The 16,609-nt window shown below is 59.9% G+C and carries 12 protein-coding genes; all 12 read left to right on the forward strand.

Translation table 11 applies throughout. The features are described from left to right. Nucleotides 1-8: 8 nt before the first annotated feature. Nucleotides 9-1,361 (forward strand): sigma E protease regulator RseP, encoded by a 1,353-nt coding sequence (gene rseP, locus C4J93_RS06880; RefSeq protein ID WP_124428949.1) that lies wholly within the window; start codon nucleotides 9-11, stop codon nucleotides 1,359-1,361. 74 nt (nucleotides 1,362-1,435) lie between these two features. Then, nucleotides 1,436-3,823: an outer membrane protein assembly factor BamA gene (bamA, locus tag C4J93_RS06885; RefSeq protein WP_124369883.1), complete on the forward strand. Its 2,388-nt coding sequence runs from the start codon at nucleotides 1,436-1,438 to the stop codon at nucleotides 3,821-3,823. A gap of 45 nt (nucleotides 3,824-3,868) precedes the next feature. Next, nucleotides 3,869-4,372, forward strand: coding sequence for an OmpH family outer membrane protein (locus C4J93_RS06890; RefSeq protein WP_003172279.1), 504 nt, complete (start codon nucleotides 3,869-3,871; stop codon nucleotides 4,370-4,372). A 3-nt stretch (nucleotides 4,373-4,375) separates the two neighbouring features. Then, complete coding sequence (gene lpxD, locus C4J93_RS06895; protein WP_124369884.1) at nucleotides 4,376-5,431, forward strand: UDP-3-O-(3-hydroxymyristoyl)glucosamine N-acyltransferase; 1,056 nt, start codon at nucleotides 4,376-4,378, stop codon at nucleotides 5,429-5,431. A gap of 111 nt (nucleotides 5,432-5,542) precedes the next feature. Next, nucleotides 5,543-5,983, forward strand: a complete 441-nt coding sequence (fabZ, locus tag C4J93_RS06900) for a 3-hydroxyacyl-ACP dehydratase FabZ (RefSeq protein ID WP_003172281.1) — start codon at nucleotides 5,543-5,545, stop codon at nucleotides 5,981-5,983. Continuing rightward, complete coding sequence (gene lpxA, locus C4J93_RS06905; protein WP_124361615.1) at nucleotides 5,980-6,756, forward strand: acyl-ACP--UDP-N-acetylglucosamine O-acyltransferase; 777 nt, start codon at nucleotides 5,980-5,982, stop codon at nucleotides 6,754-6,756. Before fabZ ends, lpxA begins: the two co-directional genes overlap by 4 nt. 2 nt (nucleotides 6,757-6,758) lie before the next feature. Next, on the forward strand, nucleotides 6,759-7,898 hold the full coding sequence (gene lpxB / locus C4J93_RS06910) for a lipid-A-disaccharide synthase (protein WP_124366118.1): 1,140 nt from the start codon (nucleotides 6,759-6,761) through the stop codon (nucleotides 7,896-7,898). Then, entirely contained in the window at nucleotides 7,895-8,527 is a 633-nt protein-coding gene (rnhB, locus tag C4J93_RS06915) for a ribonuclease HII (protein WP_124428950.1), read from the forward strand. Before lpxB ends, rnhB begins: the two co-directional genes overlap by 4 nt. Before the next feature lie 77 nt (nucleotides 8,528-8,604). Then, a complete protein-coding gene (gene dnaE, locus C4J93_RS06920; RefSeq protein WP_124366120.1) occupies nucleotides 8,605-12,126 on the forward strand; it encodes a DNA polymerase III subunit alpha in 3,522 nt (1,173 codons plus the stop codon). A 152-nt stretch (nucleotides 12,127-12,278) separates the two neighbouring features. Next, on the forward strand, nucleotides 12,279-13,226 hold the full coding sequence (locus C4J93_RS06925; protein ID WP_016976871.1) for an acetyl-CoA carboxylase carboxyltransferase subunit alpha: 948 nt from the start codon (nucleotides 12,279-12,281) through the stop codon (nucleotides 13,224-13,226). A gap of 162 nt (nucleotides 13,227-13,388) precedes the next feature. Beyond that, nucleotides 13,389-14,699, forward strand: coding sequence for a tRNA lysidine(34) synthetase TilS (gene tilS / locus C4J93_RS06930; protein ID WP_124428951.1), 1,311 nt, complete (start codon nucleotides 13,389-13,391; stop codon nucleotides 14,697-14,699). Between the two features lie 273 nt (nucleotides 14,700-14,972). Beyond that, the gene (locus tag C4J93_RS06935; RefSeq protein WP_124361620.1) at nucleotides 14,973-16,604 is read left to right on the forward strand and encodes a CTP synthase; all 1,632 of its coding nucleotides are present in this window, start codon (nucleotides 14,973-14,975) and stop codon (nucleotides 16,602-16,604) included. The last annotated feature ends 5 nt before the right edge of the window (nucleotides 16,605-16,609 follow it).

The raw sequence follows: 16,609 nt of genomic DNA on the forward strand, positions 1-16,609 counted from the left end.
GAAATTAGATGAGTGCGCTCTACATGATTGTCGGCACCCTGGTTGCTCTGGGTGTGCTGGTTACCTTCCACGAATTCGGCCACTTCTGGGTGGCGCGTCGTTGCGGCGTCAAGGTATTGCGCTTTTCCGTCGGTTTCGGCATGCCGCTGGTCCGCTGGCATGATCGTCAGGGTACCGAGTTCGTGATTGCAGCCATCCCGCTGGGTGGCTATGTGAAGATGCTCGATGAGCGCGAAGGCGAAGTGCCTGCGGACCAGTTGGATCAATCCTTCAACCGCAAGACCGTTCGTCAGCGCATCGCCATCGTCGCTGCCGGCCCGATTGCCAATTTCCTGTTGGCAATGGTGTTCTTCTGGGTCCTTGCCATGCTGGGCAGCCAGCAAGTGCGTCCGGTCATCGGTGCGGTCGAGACGGGCAGTATGGCGGCCAAGGCCGGGCTGGTGGCAGGGCAGGAAATTGTTTCGATTGATGGCGAGCCCACCACAGGTTGGGGCGCGGTCAATTTGCAGTTGGTGCGGCGACTGGGTGAGAGCGGCACTGTCAATGTGGTGGTGCGTGAGCCGGATTCCAGTGCCGAAAGCCCGCGTGAGCTGGCCTTGGACCATTGGCTTCAAGGCGCTGACGAGCCGGATCCGATCAAGTCCCTGGGCATCCGTCCGTGGCGTCCGGCGTTGCCGCCGGTACTCGCCGAGCTGGACCCTAAAGGCCCGGCCCAGGCCGCAGGCCTGAAAACCGGCGACCGGTTGTTGGCCCTTGACGGCCAGGCGCTGGGCGACTGGCAGCAAGTGGTCGACCTGGTACGTGTACGCCCTGATACGAAAATTGTGCTGAAAGTTGAGCGCGAAGGTGCTCAAATCGACGTCCCTGTAACCTTGTCGGTGCGTGGTGAGGCCAAGGCTGCCGGGGGTTACCTGGGTGCCGGGGTCAAAGGTGTCGAGTGGCCGCCATCGATGGTGCGAGAGATCAGCTTCGGGCCGTTGGCAGCGATTGGCGAGGGTGCTAAACGCACTTGGACCATGAGCGTGCTGACCCTCGAATCCCTGAAGAAAATGTTGTTCGGCGAGCTCTCGGTAAAAAACTTGAGTGGACCGATAACCATTGCTAAAGTGGCGGGCGCTTCTGCCCAGTCGGGTGTCGCGGATTTCTTGAATTTCCTGGCTTATCTGAGTATCAGCCTTGGAGTTCTGAATTTGCTGCCCATTCCAGTGTTGGATGGGGGGCATCTGCTGTTTTATCTGGTCGAGTGGGTGCGTGGTCGCCCCTTGTCGGATCGGGTGCAGGGTTGGGGGATACAGATCGGTATCAGTTTGGTGGTCGGAGTGATGTTATTAGCTCTGGTCAACGATCTGGGACGACTGTAACGCTTCGCTGAATTGCGAATCTGCCGCATTTTGCGGCAGTTTGTTTATTGCCAGTTGGAATAAGAAAGGACTTCATGAAACGTCTGCTGCTAACTGCGGTTCTCACCGTATTGATGATCGCCGAAGTTCACGCCGAGTCCTTCACCATCTCCGATATTCGCGTCAACGGCCTCCAGCGGGTTTCCGCGGGTAGCGTCTTTGGTGCCTTGCCGTTGAACGTCGGGGAACAGGCTGATGATCGTCGCCTGGTGGAATCCACTCGTGCGCTGTTCAAAACCGGGTTCTTTCAAGATATCCAACTGGGTCGCGAAGGCAACGTCCTGGTCATCACCGTCGTCGAGCGGCCCTCCGTCGCGAGCATCACGATCGAAGGTAACAAGGCTATCTCCACTGAAGACCTGATGAAGGGGTTGAAGCAGTCGGGCCTGGCCGAGGGCGAGATCTTCCAGCGCGCCACCCTTGAAGGTGTGCGTAACGAACTGCAACGCCAGTACGTTGCCCAGGGCCGCTACTCGGCAAGCGTGGAGACGGAAGTCATCCCGCAGCCGCGTAACCGGGTAGGCCTGAAGGTCAATATCAACGAAGGCACCGTGGCGGCCATCCAGCACATCAACGTGGTGGGCAACACCAAGTTCGCGGATGAAGACCTGATCGACCTGTTCGAACTCAAGACCACCAACTGGTTGTCGTTCTTCAAGAACGATGACAAGTACGCCCGTGAAAAACTGTCCGGTGACCTGGAACGCCTGCGCTCCTACTACCTGGACCGTGGCTACATCAACATGGACATCGCTTCGACCCAGGTGTCCATCACCCCGGACAAGAAGCACGTCTACATTACCGTCAACGTCAACGAAGGCGAGAAGTACAAGGTTCGTGACGTCAAGCTCAGCGGTGACTTGAAAGTGCCTGAAGATCAGGTCAAGTCCCTGTTGCTGGTCCAGAAAGACCAGGTGTTCTCGCGCAAGCTGATGACCACCACCTCGGAGCTGATTACCCGTCGCCTGGGTAACGAAGGCTATACCTTCGCCAACGTCAACGGCGTGCCGACCCCGAACGATGAAGACCACACCGTGGACATCACCTTCGTCGTCGATCCGGGCAAGCGTGCCTACGTCAACCGCATCAACTTCCGTGGCAACACCAAGTCCTCGGACGAAGTGCTGCGTCGTGAAATGCGCCAGATGGAGGGCGGTTGGGCGTCGACTTACCTGATCGACCAATCCAAGACCCGTCTTGAGCGCCTGGGCTTCTTCAAGGAAGTCAACGTCGAAACCCCGGCCGTACCGGGTGTGGATGACCAGGTCGACGTGAACTACGCCGTTGAAGAGCAAGCCTCGGGTTCGATCACCGCCAGCGTCGGTTTCGCACAGAGCGCGGGTTTGATCCTGGGCGGTTCCATCACCCAGAACAACTTCCTCGGTACCGGTAACCGTGTGTCCATCGGCCTGACCCGAAGCGAATACCAGAGCCGATACAACTTCGGCTACACCGACCCCTACTGGACTGCAGACGGTGTGAGCCTGGGCTACAACGCCTTCTACCGCACCACCGACTACAAAGACCTCGACGTCGACGTTGCAAGCTATGCGATCGACAGCCTCGGTGCCGGCGTCAACGTGGGTTATCCGATCAGTGAGACCTCGCGCCTGACCTTCGGCCTGACCGCGCAGCAGGATGAGATCAAGACCGGTGTGTACACCGTGGATGAAATTTTCGACTTCACCCGTCGTGAAGGCGACAAGTTCCTGAACTTCAAGGCGTCTGCCGGCTGGTCCGAGTCGACCCTGAACAAAGGCGTACTCGCGACCCGTGGCCATTCCCAGAGCCTGACTGCGGAAGTCACCACGCCGGGCAGCGACCTGTCGTTCTTCAAGCTCGACTACCGTGGCCAGTTGTTCCAGCCGTTGAGCGATAACTACACCATGCGCCTGCACACCGAGCTGGGCTATGGCGACGGCTATGGTTCGACCAATGGCTTGCCGTTCTATGAGAACTACTATGCGGGCGGTTTCAACTCGGTACGTGGCTTCAAGGACAGCACCTTGGGTCCTCGTGGTACGCCGAGTCGTGGTCAAGCGTTTACTGGTAACCAGGGCACGCAGCCTGACTCGGACAACGACCCGCTTCCGTTCGGTGGTAACGTGCTGATCCAGGGTGGTGCGGAGATTCTGTTCCCGCTGCCGTTCGTCAAGGACCAGCGTTCCCTGCGCACCTCGGTCTTCTGGGACGTGGGTAACGTGTTCGACTCCAAGTGCGAGCAGATCAAAAACCCAAGTGGCTTGAAGTCCAACACCCAGTGCAACGATGTGAGCCTGAGCAATATGGCCAGCTCCGTCGGTGTGGGTGTGACCTGGGTGACTGCGTTGGGCCCGTTGAGCTTTGCTCTGGCCATGCCGATCAAGAAACCGGATAACGCTGAAACCCAGATTTTCCAATTCTCCCTTGGCCAGACGTTCTAAGCGTCTGACCTAAGATAACGACAACGGATTCTGTAGGAGTACATCGTGCGTAAGTTGACTCAATTGGTCCTGCTGGCCACTGTGCTGGTAACCACCCCGGCCTTCGCCGAAATGAAAATCGCCGTGCTGAACTATCAGATGGCCCTGCTGGAATCTGACGCGGCCAAGAAGTACGCCGTGGATGCAGAAAAGAAATTCGGTCCGCAACTGACCAAGCTCAAAACTCTGGAAAGCAGTGCCAAAGGCATCCAGGACCGTCTGGTCGCCGGTGGTGACAAGATGCAGCAAGGCGAGCGCGAGCGTCTGGAGCTTGAATTCAAGCAAAAGGCCCGTGACTACCAGTTCCAATCCAAGGAACTGAACGAAGCCAAAGCAGTTGCTGACCGCGAAATGCTCAAGCAGCTCAAGCCGAAACTCGACAGCGCTGTGGAAGAAGTCATCAAGAAGGGTGCCTTTGACCTGGTGTTCGAGCGTGGCGCCGTGATTGACGTCAAGCCTCAATACGACATCACCCGCCAGGTGATCGAGCGCATGAATCAGCTGAAGTAAACCATGACCGCGACCATCAAGCTCGGCGAGTTGGCCGAGTTCCTGGGGGCCACCTTGCGTGGTTCCCCGGAGAGAGACATTACTGGGCTAGCCACCTTGCAGGAGGCTGGCCCAGCTCAGTTGAGCTTCCTCGCAAATCCTCAATACCGTAAATACCTGGTCGATTGCCAAGCCGCAGCCGTGTTGCTGAAGGCCGCGGACGCCGAAGGGTTTATCGGGGATGCGCTGGTAGTGGACGACCCCTACCTGTGCTACGCGAAAGCATCGCACCTGTTCGATCCCAAGCCTAAGGCGGCTGGCGGTATTCACCCGTCAGCGGTGATCGCCGAGGATGCCCAGGTCGACCCTGCGGCCAGCATTGGCGCCTTTGCCGTGATCGAGAGTGGCGCCCGTATTGGCGCTGGCGTCACCGTCGGCGCGCATTGTTTTATCGGCGCGCGTTGCGTAATCGGTGCCGATGGCTGGTTGGCTCCTCGCGTTACCCTTTACCACGATGTGCGTATTGGGCAGCGGGTGGTCATTCAGTCGGGCGCGGTAATTGGCGGTGAGGGCTTCGGCTTTGCCAACGCCAAGGGTGTCTGGCACAAGATCGCCCAGGTGGGCGGCGTGTTGATCGGCGATGACGTAGAGATCGGTGTCAACACCGCTGTCGATCGCGGGGCCCTGGCCGATACCGTGATTGGCAACGGCGTGAAGCTCGACAACCAGATTCAGATTGCCCACAACGTGCAGATTGGCGATCACACCGCCATGGCTGCCTGCGTGGGGATTTCCGGCAGCACCAAAATCGGCAAGCATTGCATGCTCGCCGGTGGCGTGGGGCTGGTGGGGCATATCGATATTTGCGACAACGTCTTCATCACCGGCATGACCATGGTCACTCACTCGATTACCGAGCCAGGGGCTTATTCATCCGGTACCGCCATGCAGCCAGCGGCTGAATGGCGCAAGAGCGCAGCACGTCTGAGGCAGCTCGACGACATGGCGCGACGTCTCAAACAGCTGGAAAAGCGTGTTGCAGACGTGACCCCTGGCGGTAATGCTTCATCAGAAGGCTGATACCATTTCCATATCAAGTGTGCACAGCCGCTAGACTGCCTCCTTGATTTGCTAGCGGGGCGTGCTTTTAGTCCGCCCGCCCCCAATCTTTATTACAGGCTTCCCCCCGAAATGATGGACATCAACGAGATTCGCGAATACCTGCCTCACCGTTACCCGTTCCTGCTGGTGGATCGTGTAGTGGACCTCAATGTTGAGGAAAAGCGCATTCGTGCCTACAAGAATGTCAGCATCAACGAACCGTTTTTCAATGGCCACTTTCCTGCGCATCCCATCATGCCGGGCGTGTTGATCATCGAAGCAATGGCCCAGGCTGCCGGTATCCTTGGTTTCAAAATGCTCGACCTCAAGCCTGCCGACGGCACGCTTTACTATTTCGTGGGCTCCGACAAGTTGCGTTTTCGCAATCCGGTCACCCCGGGTGACCAGTTGATCCTGGAAGCCAAGTTCATCAGCTGCAAGCGCCAGATCTGGAAGTTCGAATGCCAGGCTTCGGTGGATGGCAAGCCGGTGTGCTCTGCCGAGATCATCTGCGCGGAACGCAAACTATGAGTTTGATTGACCCTCGCGCAATCATCGATCCGTCGGCCGTACTGGCCGCCGACGTTGAGGTCGGCCCTTGGTCGATCGTCGGCGCAGGTGTGGAAATCGGCGAGGGGACTGTCATCGGGCCGCACGTGATCCTTAAGGGTCCGACCCGCATTGGCAAACACAATCGTATCTACCAGTTTTCCTCGGTAGGGGAAGACACGCCGGACATGAAGTACAAGGGTGAAGAAACGCGCCTGGTAATCGGTGACCACAACATCATCCGTGAAGGCGTGACCATTCACCGCGGCACCGTGCAGGATCGGGCCGAGACCACGCTGGGGGATCACAACCTGGTGATGGCCTATGCCCATATCGGCCACGACAGCGTGATCGGCAACCACTGCATCCTGGTCAACAACACCGCTTTGGCCGGGCATGTGCATGTGGACGACTGGGCGATCCTGTCCGGTTTCACCCTGGTGCACCAATATTGCCATATCGGCGCCCACAGCTTTTCCGGCATGGGCACCGCCATCGGCAAGGATGTCCCTGCATTCGTCACGGTGTTCGGCAACCCTGCCGAAGCCCGCAGCATGAATTTTGAAGGGATGCGCCGTCGCGGCTTCAGCGACGACGCGATCCAAGCCCTGCGCCGCGCCTACAAGACGGTTTACCGTCAAGGGCTGACGGTTGAGCAGGCCCTGACCGAACTGGCCGAGCCGGCAGCGTCGTTCCCGGAAGTCGCGGTGTTTCGTGACTCGATCCAGGCGTCGACTCGCGGCATCACCCGCTGACCATGGCCAAGTTGCGTATCGCACTGGTCGCCGGCGAAGCTTCCGGCGATATTCTCGGCGCCGGCCTGATGCGGGCCCTCAAGGTCCAGCACCCGACCATCGAATTTATTGGCGTCGGTGGTCCGCTGATGCAGGCCGAAGGCCTTACCTCCTACTTTCCGATGGAGCGCCTGTCGGTCATGGGTTTGGTAGAAGTACTGGGGCGCCTGCGTGAGTTGCTCGCGCGTCGCAAGCTACTGATCAAGACGTTGATCGAAGAAAAGCCCGACGTCTTTATCGGTATCGATGCCCCGGACTTCACCCTCAACATTGAACTCAAGTTGCGCCAAGCCGGGATCAAGACGGTGCACTATGTCAGCCCGTCCGTGTGGGCGTGGCGGCAAAAGCGCGTGCTGAAGATTCGTGAAGGCTGCGACTTGATGCTGACCCTGCTGCCGTTCGAAGCGCGGTTCTACGAAGAGAAGGGCGTGCCGGTGCGGTTTGTCGGGCATACCCTGGCCGATGCCATTCCTTTGCAGGCCGACCGTGCCGCAGCGCGTACCGAACTGGGGTTGCCCGATGGCCCGCTGGTCGCACTGATGCCGGGTAGCCGGGGCGGTGAAGTCGGGCGCCTGGGCGGCCTGTTCTTTGATGCTGCCGAACGTCTGCAAGCGCTCAAGCCGGGTATTCGGTTTGTGCTGCCGTGCGCCAGCCCGCAGCGTCGCGCACAAATCGAAACACTACTTGAAGGGCGCAACCTACCGTTGACCCTGCTCGACGGTCAGTCGCACCTGGCCCTGGCCGCCTGCGATGCCGTACTGATCGCCTCGGGCACTGCCACCCTGGAAGCCTTGCTGTACAAGCGCCCCATGGTTGTGGCCTATCGCCTGGCGCCGCTGACCTTCTGGATTCTCAAGCGGATGGTCAAGAGCCCGTATATTTCTTTGCCCAATCTGCTGGCCCAACGGTTGTTGGTGCCGGAGTTGTTGCAGGACGATGCTACGCCCCAGGCACTTGCACAGACCCTGCTACCCTTGATTGACGGTGGCGAAGAGCAGACCCGTGGTTTCGATGCTATTCATCGCACTCTGCGGCGTGATGCCTCGAACCAGGCGGCTGATGCCGTGTTGAACTTGATCGGCCATAGACAGGAAGCCTTATGAGTACGCAGATGGGCCTGGATTTCAGCCTGGTTGCACAGGCCCACGAACTGGTCGCCGGTGTCGACGAAGTCGGGCGCGGCCCGCTGTGCGGTGCGGTCGTAACGGCGGCGGTGATTCTCGACCCGAACCGTCCGATCCTTGGCCTCAATGACTCGAAAAAGCTCACCGAAGCCCGCCGTGAAAAACTCTATGACGAGATCTGTGAGAAAGCCCTGAGTTGGCATATCGCTCGAGCGGAAGTGGAAGAAATCGATGCGCTGAACATCCTGCACGCCACCATGCTTGCCATGCAGCGTGCGGTTGAAGGGCTGCATATCACGCCCAGGCTGGCGATGATCGACGGCAATCGTTGCCCTCAGCTGGCGATGCGCGCTGAGGCCGTGGTCCAGGGCGACAGCAAGGTGCCGGCGATTGCGGCGGCATCGATTTTGGCCAAGGTCAGCCGCGACCGCGAAATGGCGGCGTTCGACTTGATTTACCCCGGCTACGGCATGGGCGGCCACAAAGGCTACCCGACGCCCGTTCATCTGGAAGCCTTGGCGCGACTCGGCCCTACGCCGATCCATCGCCGCTCGTTCGCCCCGGTGCGCCAGGCTTATGAGCTGCGCGCGAGCCTCAGCGAGGTGTAGTCGCGAGGCTGATGTTTTGCTCAAGGCCCGGTACAATCCCGGGCCTTGTTGTTTCCACGTTACTGCACAGGATCACTATGCCGGCTTCATTCGTTCATCTACGCCTGCACACTGAATACTCCCTGGTCGACGGCCTCGTACGGATCAAACCGCTGGTCAAGACCCTGGTGGGCATGAACATGCCAGCGGTAGCGGTTACCGACCAGAACAACATGTGTTCCCTGGTCAAATTCTACAAAAACGCCATGGGCGCAGGTATCAAGCCGATCTGCGGCGCCGACCTGTGGCTGTCCAACAAGGATCCGGATAACCCCCTGAGCCGCATCAGCCTGCTGGCGATGAACGGCGTGGGTTATCGCAACCTGACCGAACTGATTTCCCGTGGCTTCATCGATGGTCAGCGCAACGGCTCGATCATCATCGAGCGCGAGTGGGTCGCACAAGCCAGCGAAGGCTTGATCATGCTCTCGGCCGCCAAAGAGGGCGAGATCGGTATCGCGCTGCTCGGCGGCAACCCGCAGGAAGCCGAAGTGCTCGCCCGCGAGTGGATGCAGGTGTTCCCTGACCGCTTTTACCTGGAAGTGCAGCGCACCAATCGCCCCAACGATGAAGAGCACCTGCACGCCGCTGTGGCCCTGGCCGACAAGCTGGGCGCGCCGCTGGTGGCAACCAACGATGTACGTTTTATCAAGAAGGAAGATTTCGAGGCCCACGAGACCCGCGTATGCATCGGCGAGGGCCGGGCCCTGGATGACCCGCGTCGCTCCAAGAACTACAGCGAAGAGCAGTACCTCAAAAGCGCCGAGGAAATGGCCGAGCTGTTCAGCGATTTGCCCGAGGCCTTGGAAAACTCCGTCGAGATCGCCAAGCGCTGCAATATCGAAGTGAAACTGGGCAAGCACTTCCTGCCCAACTTCCCGATTCCCGATGGCATGACCATCGACGAGTACTTCCGCAAGGTGTCGTTCGATGGCCTGGAAGAGCGGCTCAGCGTGCTGCTGCCCAGGGACACCACCGAAGACTACGAAGCCAAGCGCCAGGTCTACGTCGACCGGCTGAATTTCGAGCTGGATATCATCATCCAGATGGGGTTCCCCGGTTACTTCCTGATCGTGATGGACTTTATCCAGTGGGCCAAGAGCAACGGCGTACCGGTCGGTCCGGGCCGAGGGTCAGGTGCTGGCTCGCTGGTGGCCTACGTGCAGAAGATCACCGACCTCGACCCGTTGGAATATGACCTGCTGTTCGAACGTTTCCTCAACCCGGAACGGGTTTCCATGCCCGACTTCGACGTCGACTTCTGCATGGACGGTCGCGATCGTGTGATCGAATACGTGGCCGAAAAATACGGTCGCAATGCGGTCAGCCAGATCATCACCTTCGGTTCCATGGCGGCCAAGGCGGTTATCCGCGACGTGGCCCGGGTGCAGGGCAAATCCTACGGCCTGGCCGATCGCCTGTCGAAGATGATCCCGTTCGAAGTGGGCATGACCCTGGAAAAAGCCTACGAGCAGGAAGAGATCCTGCGCGACTTTATCAAGGTCGATGAAGAAGCCGCCGAAATCTGGGACATGGCACGCAAGCTCGAAGGCGTGGTGCGTAACGTCGGTAAACACGCCGGTGGCGTGGTGATTGCGCCTACCAAGCTGACCGACTTCTCGCCGATCTACTGCGATGAAGAGGGCGGCGGCCTGGTGACCCAGTTCGACAAGGATGACGTGGAGGCGGCCGGCCTGGTGAAGTTCGACTTCCTCGGCCTGCGCACCCTGACGATCATCGACTGGGCGCTCAAGACCATCAACCGCGACCGCGCCAAGGTCGGCGAGGAACCGCTGGATATCGCCTTTATCCCGCTGGACGACAAGCCGACCTACAGCCTGCTGCAAAAAGCCGAAACCACTGCGGTGTTCCAGCTTGAGTCGCGCGGCATGAAGGAGCTGATCAAAAAGCTCAAGCCCGACTGCCTGGAAGACTTGATCGCACTGGTGGCCCTGTTCCGTCCTGGGCCGCTGCAATCGGGCATGGTGGATGACTTTATCAACCGTAAGCACGGCCGCGCCGAACTGGCGTACCCGCACTCCGACTACCAGTACGAGGGCCTCAAGCCGGTACTGGCGCCCACCTACGGCATCATCCTGTATCAGGAACAGGTGATGCAGATCGCCCAGGTGATGGCGGGTTACACCCTCGGCGGTGCGGACATGCTGCGTCGCGCCATGGGTAAAAAGAAACCCGAAGAAATGGCCAAGCAACGCGGCGGTTTCATCGAGGGCTGCGCCACCAACAATATTGACGCGGACCTGGCCGGTAACATCTTCGACCTGGTGGAGAAGTTCGCCGGTTACGGCTTCAACAAATCCCACTCCGCTGCGTACGGCCTGGTGTCGTACCAGACCGCCTGGTTGAAAGCCCACTATCCGGCGCCGTTCATGGCCGCGGTACTCTCGGCGGATATGCACAACACCGACAAGGTCGTGACCTTGATCGAGGAAGTGCGCACCATGAAGCTGCGCCTCGACGCGCCGGACGTGAACGCCTCGGAGTTCAAGTTCACGGTGAACGACGAAGGCCGCATCATTTATGGCCTCGGCGCGATCAAAGGCGTAGGTGAGGGGCCGGTGGAAGCCATCACCGAGGCGCGTCAGGACGGGCCTTTCAAGGATCTGTTCGACTTCTGCGCGCGGGTTGACCTCAAGCGTATCAACAAACGCACCCTCGATGGCCTGATCCGCAGCGGTGCGCTGGACCGTCTCGGCCCGTATTTCCATGATGAGCCGAAGGCTTACCAGGCCAATATCGACCGCAACCGCGCGGTGCTGCTCACCGCCATGGAAGAAGCGATCAAGGCCGCCGAACAGACTGCCCGTACCCATGACAGCGGCCACGCCGACCTGTTTGGCGGACTGTTCGTCGAAGAAGATGCGGATGTGTATGCCAACCACCGCAAGGCCAAGGAGTTGACTCTCAAGGAACGTCTCAAGGGTGAGAAAGACACCTTGGGCCTGTACCTCACGGGTCACCCGATTGACGAGTACGAGGGTGAGATTCGCCGGTTCGCCCGTCAGCGCATCATCGACCTGAAGCCGGCCCGGGATACCCAGACGGTTGCCGGCATGATCATCGCCCTGCGGGTGATGAAGAATAAGAAGGGCGACAAGATGGGGTTCATCACCCTCGACGACCGCTCGGGCCGGATCGAAGCGTCACTGTTTGCCGACGCGTTCCACTCCGCCCAGTCGCTGCTGCAGACCGACGCCATGGTGGTGGTGGAAGGGGAGGTTAGCAACGACGACTTCTCCGGCGGCCTGCGCCTGCGCATCAAGCGCGTGATGAGCATGGAAGATGCGCGTACCAACCTGGCCGAAAGTCTGCGCCTGAAGGTCAAGACCGAGGCGCTCAAGGGCGATCAGCTACGCTGGTTGGGTGACCTGCTCAAGCGTCACCGTGGTGCGTGCCCGGTGACCATGGAGTACACCGGCAACGACGCCAAGGCCATGTTGCAGTTTGGCGAGACCTGGCGAATCGATCCCGCTGACGGCTTGATTCAAGCATTGCGTGACCAGTTCGGCCGTGACAACGTCTTTCTCCAATACCGCTGATGGCCAGGCGCTTGCTTTTCCCTGAAGAGTATTCGCCTGATCTCGGCCAAACATTTAATCTCGACCTAAACGCGCCTCTCCCTTAAGGTAGGGCGCGAATAGACAACCGGCTGGCCAGGCACCCCTTGGCCGTCGACCCAAGACGGACGCTTATGAACCCGAATTTTCTTGATTTCGAACAGCCGATCGCTGACCTGCAAGCCAAGATCGAAGAGCTGCGCCTGGTCGGCAATGACAATTCGCTGAATATCGGCGATGAGATCGCCCGCCTGCAAGACAAGAGCAGCACGCTCACCGAAGACATTTTCGGCAAGCTGACCAGCTGGCAGATCGCGCGCCTGGCTCGCCACCCGCGCCGTCCGTACACCCTGGACTACATTCAGCACATCTTCACCGAGTTCGACGAGCTGCATGGCGACCGCCATTTCTCCGACGACGCGGCTATCGTGGGCGGCATCGCTCGGCTGGACGACCAGCCAGTGATGGTGATCGGCCATCAGAAAGGCCGTGAAGTGCGCGAAAAAGTGCGTCGCAACTTCGGCATGCCGCGTCCGGAAGGCTACCGCAAGGCTTGCCGCCTGATGGAAATGGCCGAACGCTTCAAGATGCCGATCCTGACCTTCATCGACACCCCGGGTGCCTACCCAGGTATCGATGCCGAAGAGCGCAACCAGAGCGAAGCGATTGCCTGGAACCTGCGCGTCATGGCGCGCCTCAAGACCCCGATTATTGCCACCGTGATCGGTGAAGGCGGTTCCGGCGGTGCACTGGCCATTGGCGTCTGCGACCAACTGAACATGTTGCAGTATTCGACCTACGCGGTGATTTCGCCGGAAGGTTGCGCCTCCATTCTGTGGAAAACCGCCGAAAAGGCGCCGGACGCTGCTGAGGCCATGGGCATCACCGCTGATCGCCTCAAGGGCCTGGGGATCGTTGATAAAGTCATTGCCGAGCCACTGGGCGGCGCGCATCGTGATCCGGCTGCAGCTGCCGCGACTATCCGTGCCGAACTGGGCTCGCAACTGGCGATGCTCAAGAAGCTGGATAACGAAGCGCTGCTGGCCCGTCGTTACGAGCGCCTGATGAGCTACGGTCTCTAAGCCGACGCCGTCACTCAATGTGGGAGGGGGCTTGCCCCCGATAGCGGTGGACCCGTCACGAGATTCGGTGACTGACACTCAGCAATCGGGGGCAAGCCCCCTCCCACATTTGCTTTGTGTATGCTTGGCCAACGTATTCCAGGTTTGCGGCGTTACTATCTGATGAAGCCACTCCTATCCGCCAAGCTCCTGCAAACCCTGGCCCCCTGGCGCAACGCCCCGGCCTGGCATGTCGCTTTTTCGGGTGGCCTCGATTCCACCGTCCTGTTGCATCTCTTGGCTTCTCTGACAAACATTCCACCGTTGCGTGCTGTGCATGTTCACCATGGCCTGCAAGCTGCCGCTGACGCCTGGCCAGGTCATTGTCAGCGAGTGTGTGACGGCTTAAACGTGCCCTTGCGGGTGATGCGCGTGCAGGTACAGCCCGGCGCCAGCCTTGAACGCGCGGCCCGTGACGCTCGTTATCAGGCGTTTGCCGAGGTGACCGGGGCAGGGGAGGTGCTGCTCACCGGCCAGCATCGCGACGATCAGGCTGAAACCCTGTTGTTCCGCCTGTTGCGCGGCGCCGGGGTGCGTGGGCTTGCGGCAATGCCCGCGCATCGCGCTTTGGCGCAAGGTCATCTGGTGCGGCCGCTGCTGGACGTCATGCGTGTCGAGCTGGAGGCCCACGCCCAGGCACATCATTTACAGTGGATCGAAGACCCTTCGAACGCTGATCCGCGTTTCTCCCGTAATTATCTGCGGCACCGCGTCTTCCCGGTGCTGGCGCAACGCTGGCCTCAAGTGGTGTCAAGCCTGGCCCGCACGGCTGAACATCTGGAGCAAGCCCAAGGCTTGCTCGATGAGCTGGCCGCCATGGACCTGCAGCGCGCCGATCATCCCTCGCTGTTTCCCTGGTTGCCTTTGCGCTCCCTGGCCCTTGCGCCCTTGCGCGAGCTTTCCGATGCACGCCAGCGCAATGCACTGCGCCATTGGCTGGCTCCGCTGACCCGCCTACCCGACAGCGACCACTGGGCCGGCTGGCATTCCATGCGCGATGCCAAGAATGATGCGCAGCCCCTATGGCGTCTGGCTGACGGCGAATTGCACCGCAGCGGCGAGCGCATCTGGTGGCTGCCCTCTACATGGTCGGAATTTTCCGACGCATCGGTGAGCTGGTCCGATCCGCAAAAACCATTGGAGTTACCCGGCAATGGTCAGTTGAAACTGATTGGCGAGGCGCCTGAAGGTCCGCTGGAAATCCGCTACCGCCAGGGCGGTGAAGTCATCGAAGTGCCAGGCCGTGGCCGGCGCGACCTCAAACGCCTGCTCAATGAGTGCGGCATGCCTGGGTTTGTCCGTGGCAGATTGCCGCTGCTCTATCGGGGCGAGCGATTGCTGGCTGTCCCAACCCTTGCGGGGCTATGGGCCGGCACGCCGAACGACTGGCAATTGCATTGGTTGCCACAGACCTGCGATCAAGGTTTGAGCTGATAGAGCCTTTCCGGTAGACTACGCTCCCTTCTTGATACAACTTCTGTGGATTCGCCTGAATCGCAGCAGTTGCCGATTACCAAGCAGTCTTTGCTGGGCGATTCCAAAAAATGTGTAGCGATCAACGTACCGGTGTTCCATTGCTGGTCTGTCACAACGCGGCGGTTTTTTTGAAAGGTGCACTGTGATTAATGCAGGTGATCGGGGGCTTCGGCCTCTCTTCGCTTTCCCCGGCGGCTCGTACCGCTTTAACGCAGACTTCTAGGGTTTTTCATGACGCGCTACATATTCGTCACGGGCGGTGTTGTTTCTTCATTGGGGAAAGGCATTGCCTCCGCTTCATTGGCGGCCATCCTGGAGGCGCGGGGGCTTAAAGTCACCATGCTCAAGCTGGACCCGTACATCAACGTCGACCCGGGCACCATGAGCCCGTTCCAGCACGGTGAAGTGTTCGTCACCCATGACGGCGCCGAGACCGACCTGGACCTGGGCCACTACGAGCGGTTCATCCGCACGACCATGACCCAGAACAACAACTTCACCACCGGCCGTGTCTACGAGCACGTGCTGCGCAAGGAGCGCCGTGGTGACTACCTGGGTGCAACCATCCAGGTGATCCCGCACATCACCGACGAAATCAAGCGCCGCATCATCAAGGGTGCAGGCGATGCCGACGTGGCGATGGTCGAGATCGGTGGCACCGTGGGTGACATTGAATCCCAACCGTTCCTCGAAGCCATTCGCCAGTTGCGTTTCGAAGTCGGCGCCAAGCGCGCGATGCTGATGCACCTCACCCTGGTGCCGTACATCGCCACTGCCGGCGAAACCAAAACCAAGCCAACCCAGCACTCGGTCAAGGAACTGCGTTCCATCGGCCTGCAGCCGGACGTGCTGGTCTGCCGCTCCGATCACCCGATCGATATTTCCTCGCGTCGCAAGATCGCGCAGTTCACCAACGTTGAAGAACGTGCGGTGATCGCCCTGGAAGACGCCGACACCATCTACAAGATCCCGGGCATCCTGCATTCCCAGGGCCTGGATGATTTTGTGGTCGAGCGTTTCGGCCTGCAGTGCAACGGCGCGGACCTGTCCGAGTGGGAAGCCGTGGTCGACGCCAAGCTCAACCCTGAGCATGAAGTCACCATCGCCATGGTCGGCAAGTACATGGAACTGCTCGACGCGTACAAATCCCTGATCGAAGCGATGAGTCACGCCGGCATCAGCAACCGTACCAAGGTCAACCTGCGCTACATCGATTCCGAAGACATCGAGAACCAGGGCACCGCGCTGCTCGAAGGCGTGGACGCGATCCTCGTTCCCGGCGGTTTCGGCCTGCGTGGCGTGGAAGGCAAGATCACCGCCGTGCAATACGCTCGCGAGAACAAGGTGCCCTACCTGGGGATCTGCCTGGGCATGCAAGTGGCCGTCATCGAGTTCGCTCGTAACGTGCTGGGCTGGAAAGACGCCAACTCCACCGAGTTCGATCACACCAGCGGCCACCCGGTCGTGGGCCTGATCACCGAGTGGGAAGACGCCACCGGTGCCGTCGAAACCCGTACCGAAGCCTCCGACCTGGGCGGCACCATGCGCCTGGGCGCACAGGACTGCCTGCTGGAAGCCGGTTCGCTGGTCCACGACTGCTACGGCAAGGACGTGATCGTCGAGCGTCACCGTCACCGCTACGAAGTGAACAACAACCTGCTGCCGCAGATCAAAGAAGCGGGCCTGAAGATTTCCGGCCGCTCCGGCGACGGCAAGCTGGTTGAAGTGGTCGAGGCACCGGATCATCCGTGGTTCGTGGCCTGCCAGTTCCACCCTGAGTTCACCTCGACGCCGCGCGACGGTCACCCGCTGTTCAGCGGTTTCGTCAAAGCGGCACTGACGCAACATCAGAAGAAGGCATAACCCTG

The organism is Pseudomonas sp. R2-37-08W (assembly GCF_003851705.1).
GTDB lineage: Bacteria > Pseudomonadota > Gammaproteobacteria > Pseudomonadales > Pseudomonadaceae > Aquipseudomonas.

What these genes read in the sequence shown, in the direction of transcription:
- lpxD (WP_124369884.1), top strand. Translation starts at nt 4,376, where the DNA reads ATGACCGCGACCATCAAGCTCGGCGAGTTGGCCGAGTTCCTGGGGGCC.
- tilS (WP_124428951.1), top strand. Translation starts at nt 13,389, where the DNA reads ATGAAGCCACTCCTATCCGCCAAGCTCCTGCAAACCCTGGCCCCCTGG.
- C4J93_RS06935 (WP_124361620.1), top strand. Translation starts at nt 14,973, where the DNA reads ATGACGCGCTACATATTCGTCACGGGCGGTGTTGTTTCTTCATTGGGG.
- rnhB (WP_124428950.1), top strand. Translation starts at nt 7,895, where the DNA reads ATGAGTACGCAGATGGGCCTGGATTTCAGCCTGGTTGCACAGGCCCAC.
- dnaE (WP_124366120.1), top strand. Translation starts at nt 8,605, where the DNA reads ATGCCGGCTTCATTCGTTCATCTACGCCTGCACACTGAATACTCCCTG.
- C4J93_RS06925 (WP_016976871.1), top strand. Translation starts at nt 12,279, where the DNA reads ATGAACCCGAATTTTCTTGATTTCGAACAGCCGATCGCTGACCTGCAA.
- lpxB (WP_124366118.1), top strand. Translation starts at nt 6,759, where the DNA reads ATGGCCAAGTTGCGTATCGCACTGGTCGCCGGCGAAGCTTCCGGCGAT.
- rseP (WP_124428949.1), top strand. Translation starts at nt 9, where the DNA reads ATGAGTGCGCTCTACATGATTGTCGGCACCCTGGTTGCTCTGGGTGTG.
- lpxA (WP_124361615.1), top strand. Translation starts at nt 5,980, where the DNA reads ATGAGTTTGATTGACCCTCGCGCAATCATCGATCCGTCGGCCGTACTG.
- bamA (WP_124369883.1), top strand. Translation starts at nt 1,436, where the DNA reads ATGAAACGTCTGCTGCTAACTGCGGTTCTCACCGTATTGATGATCGCC.
- fabZ (WP_003172281.1), top strand. Translation starts at nt 5,543, where the DNA reads ATGATGGACATCAACGAGATTCGCGAATACCTGCCTCACCGTTACCCG.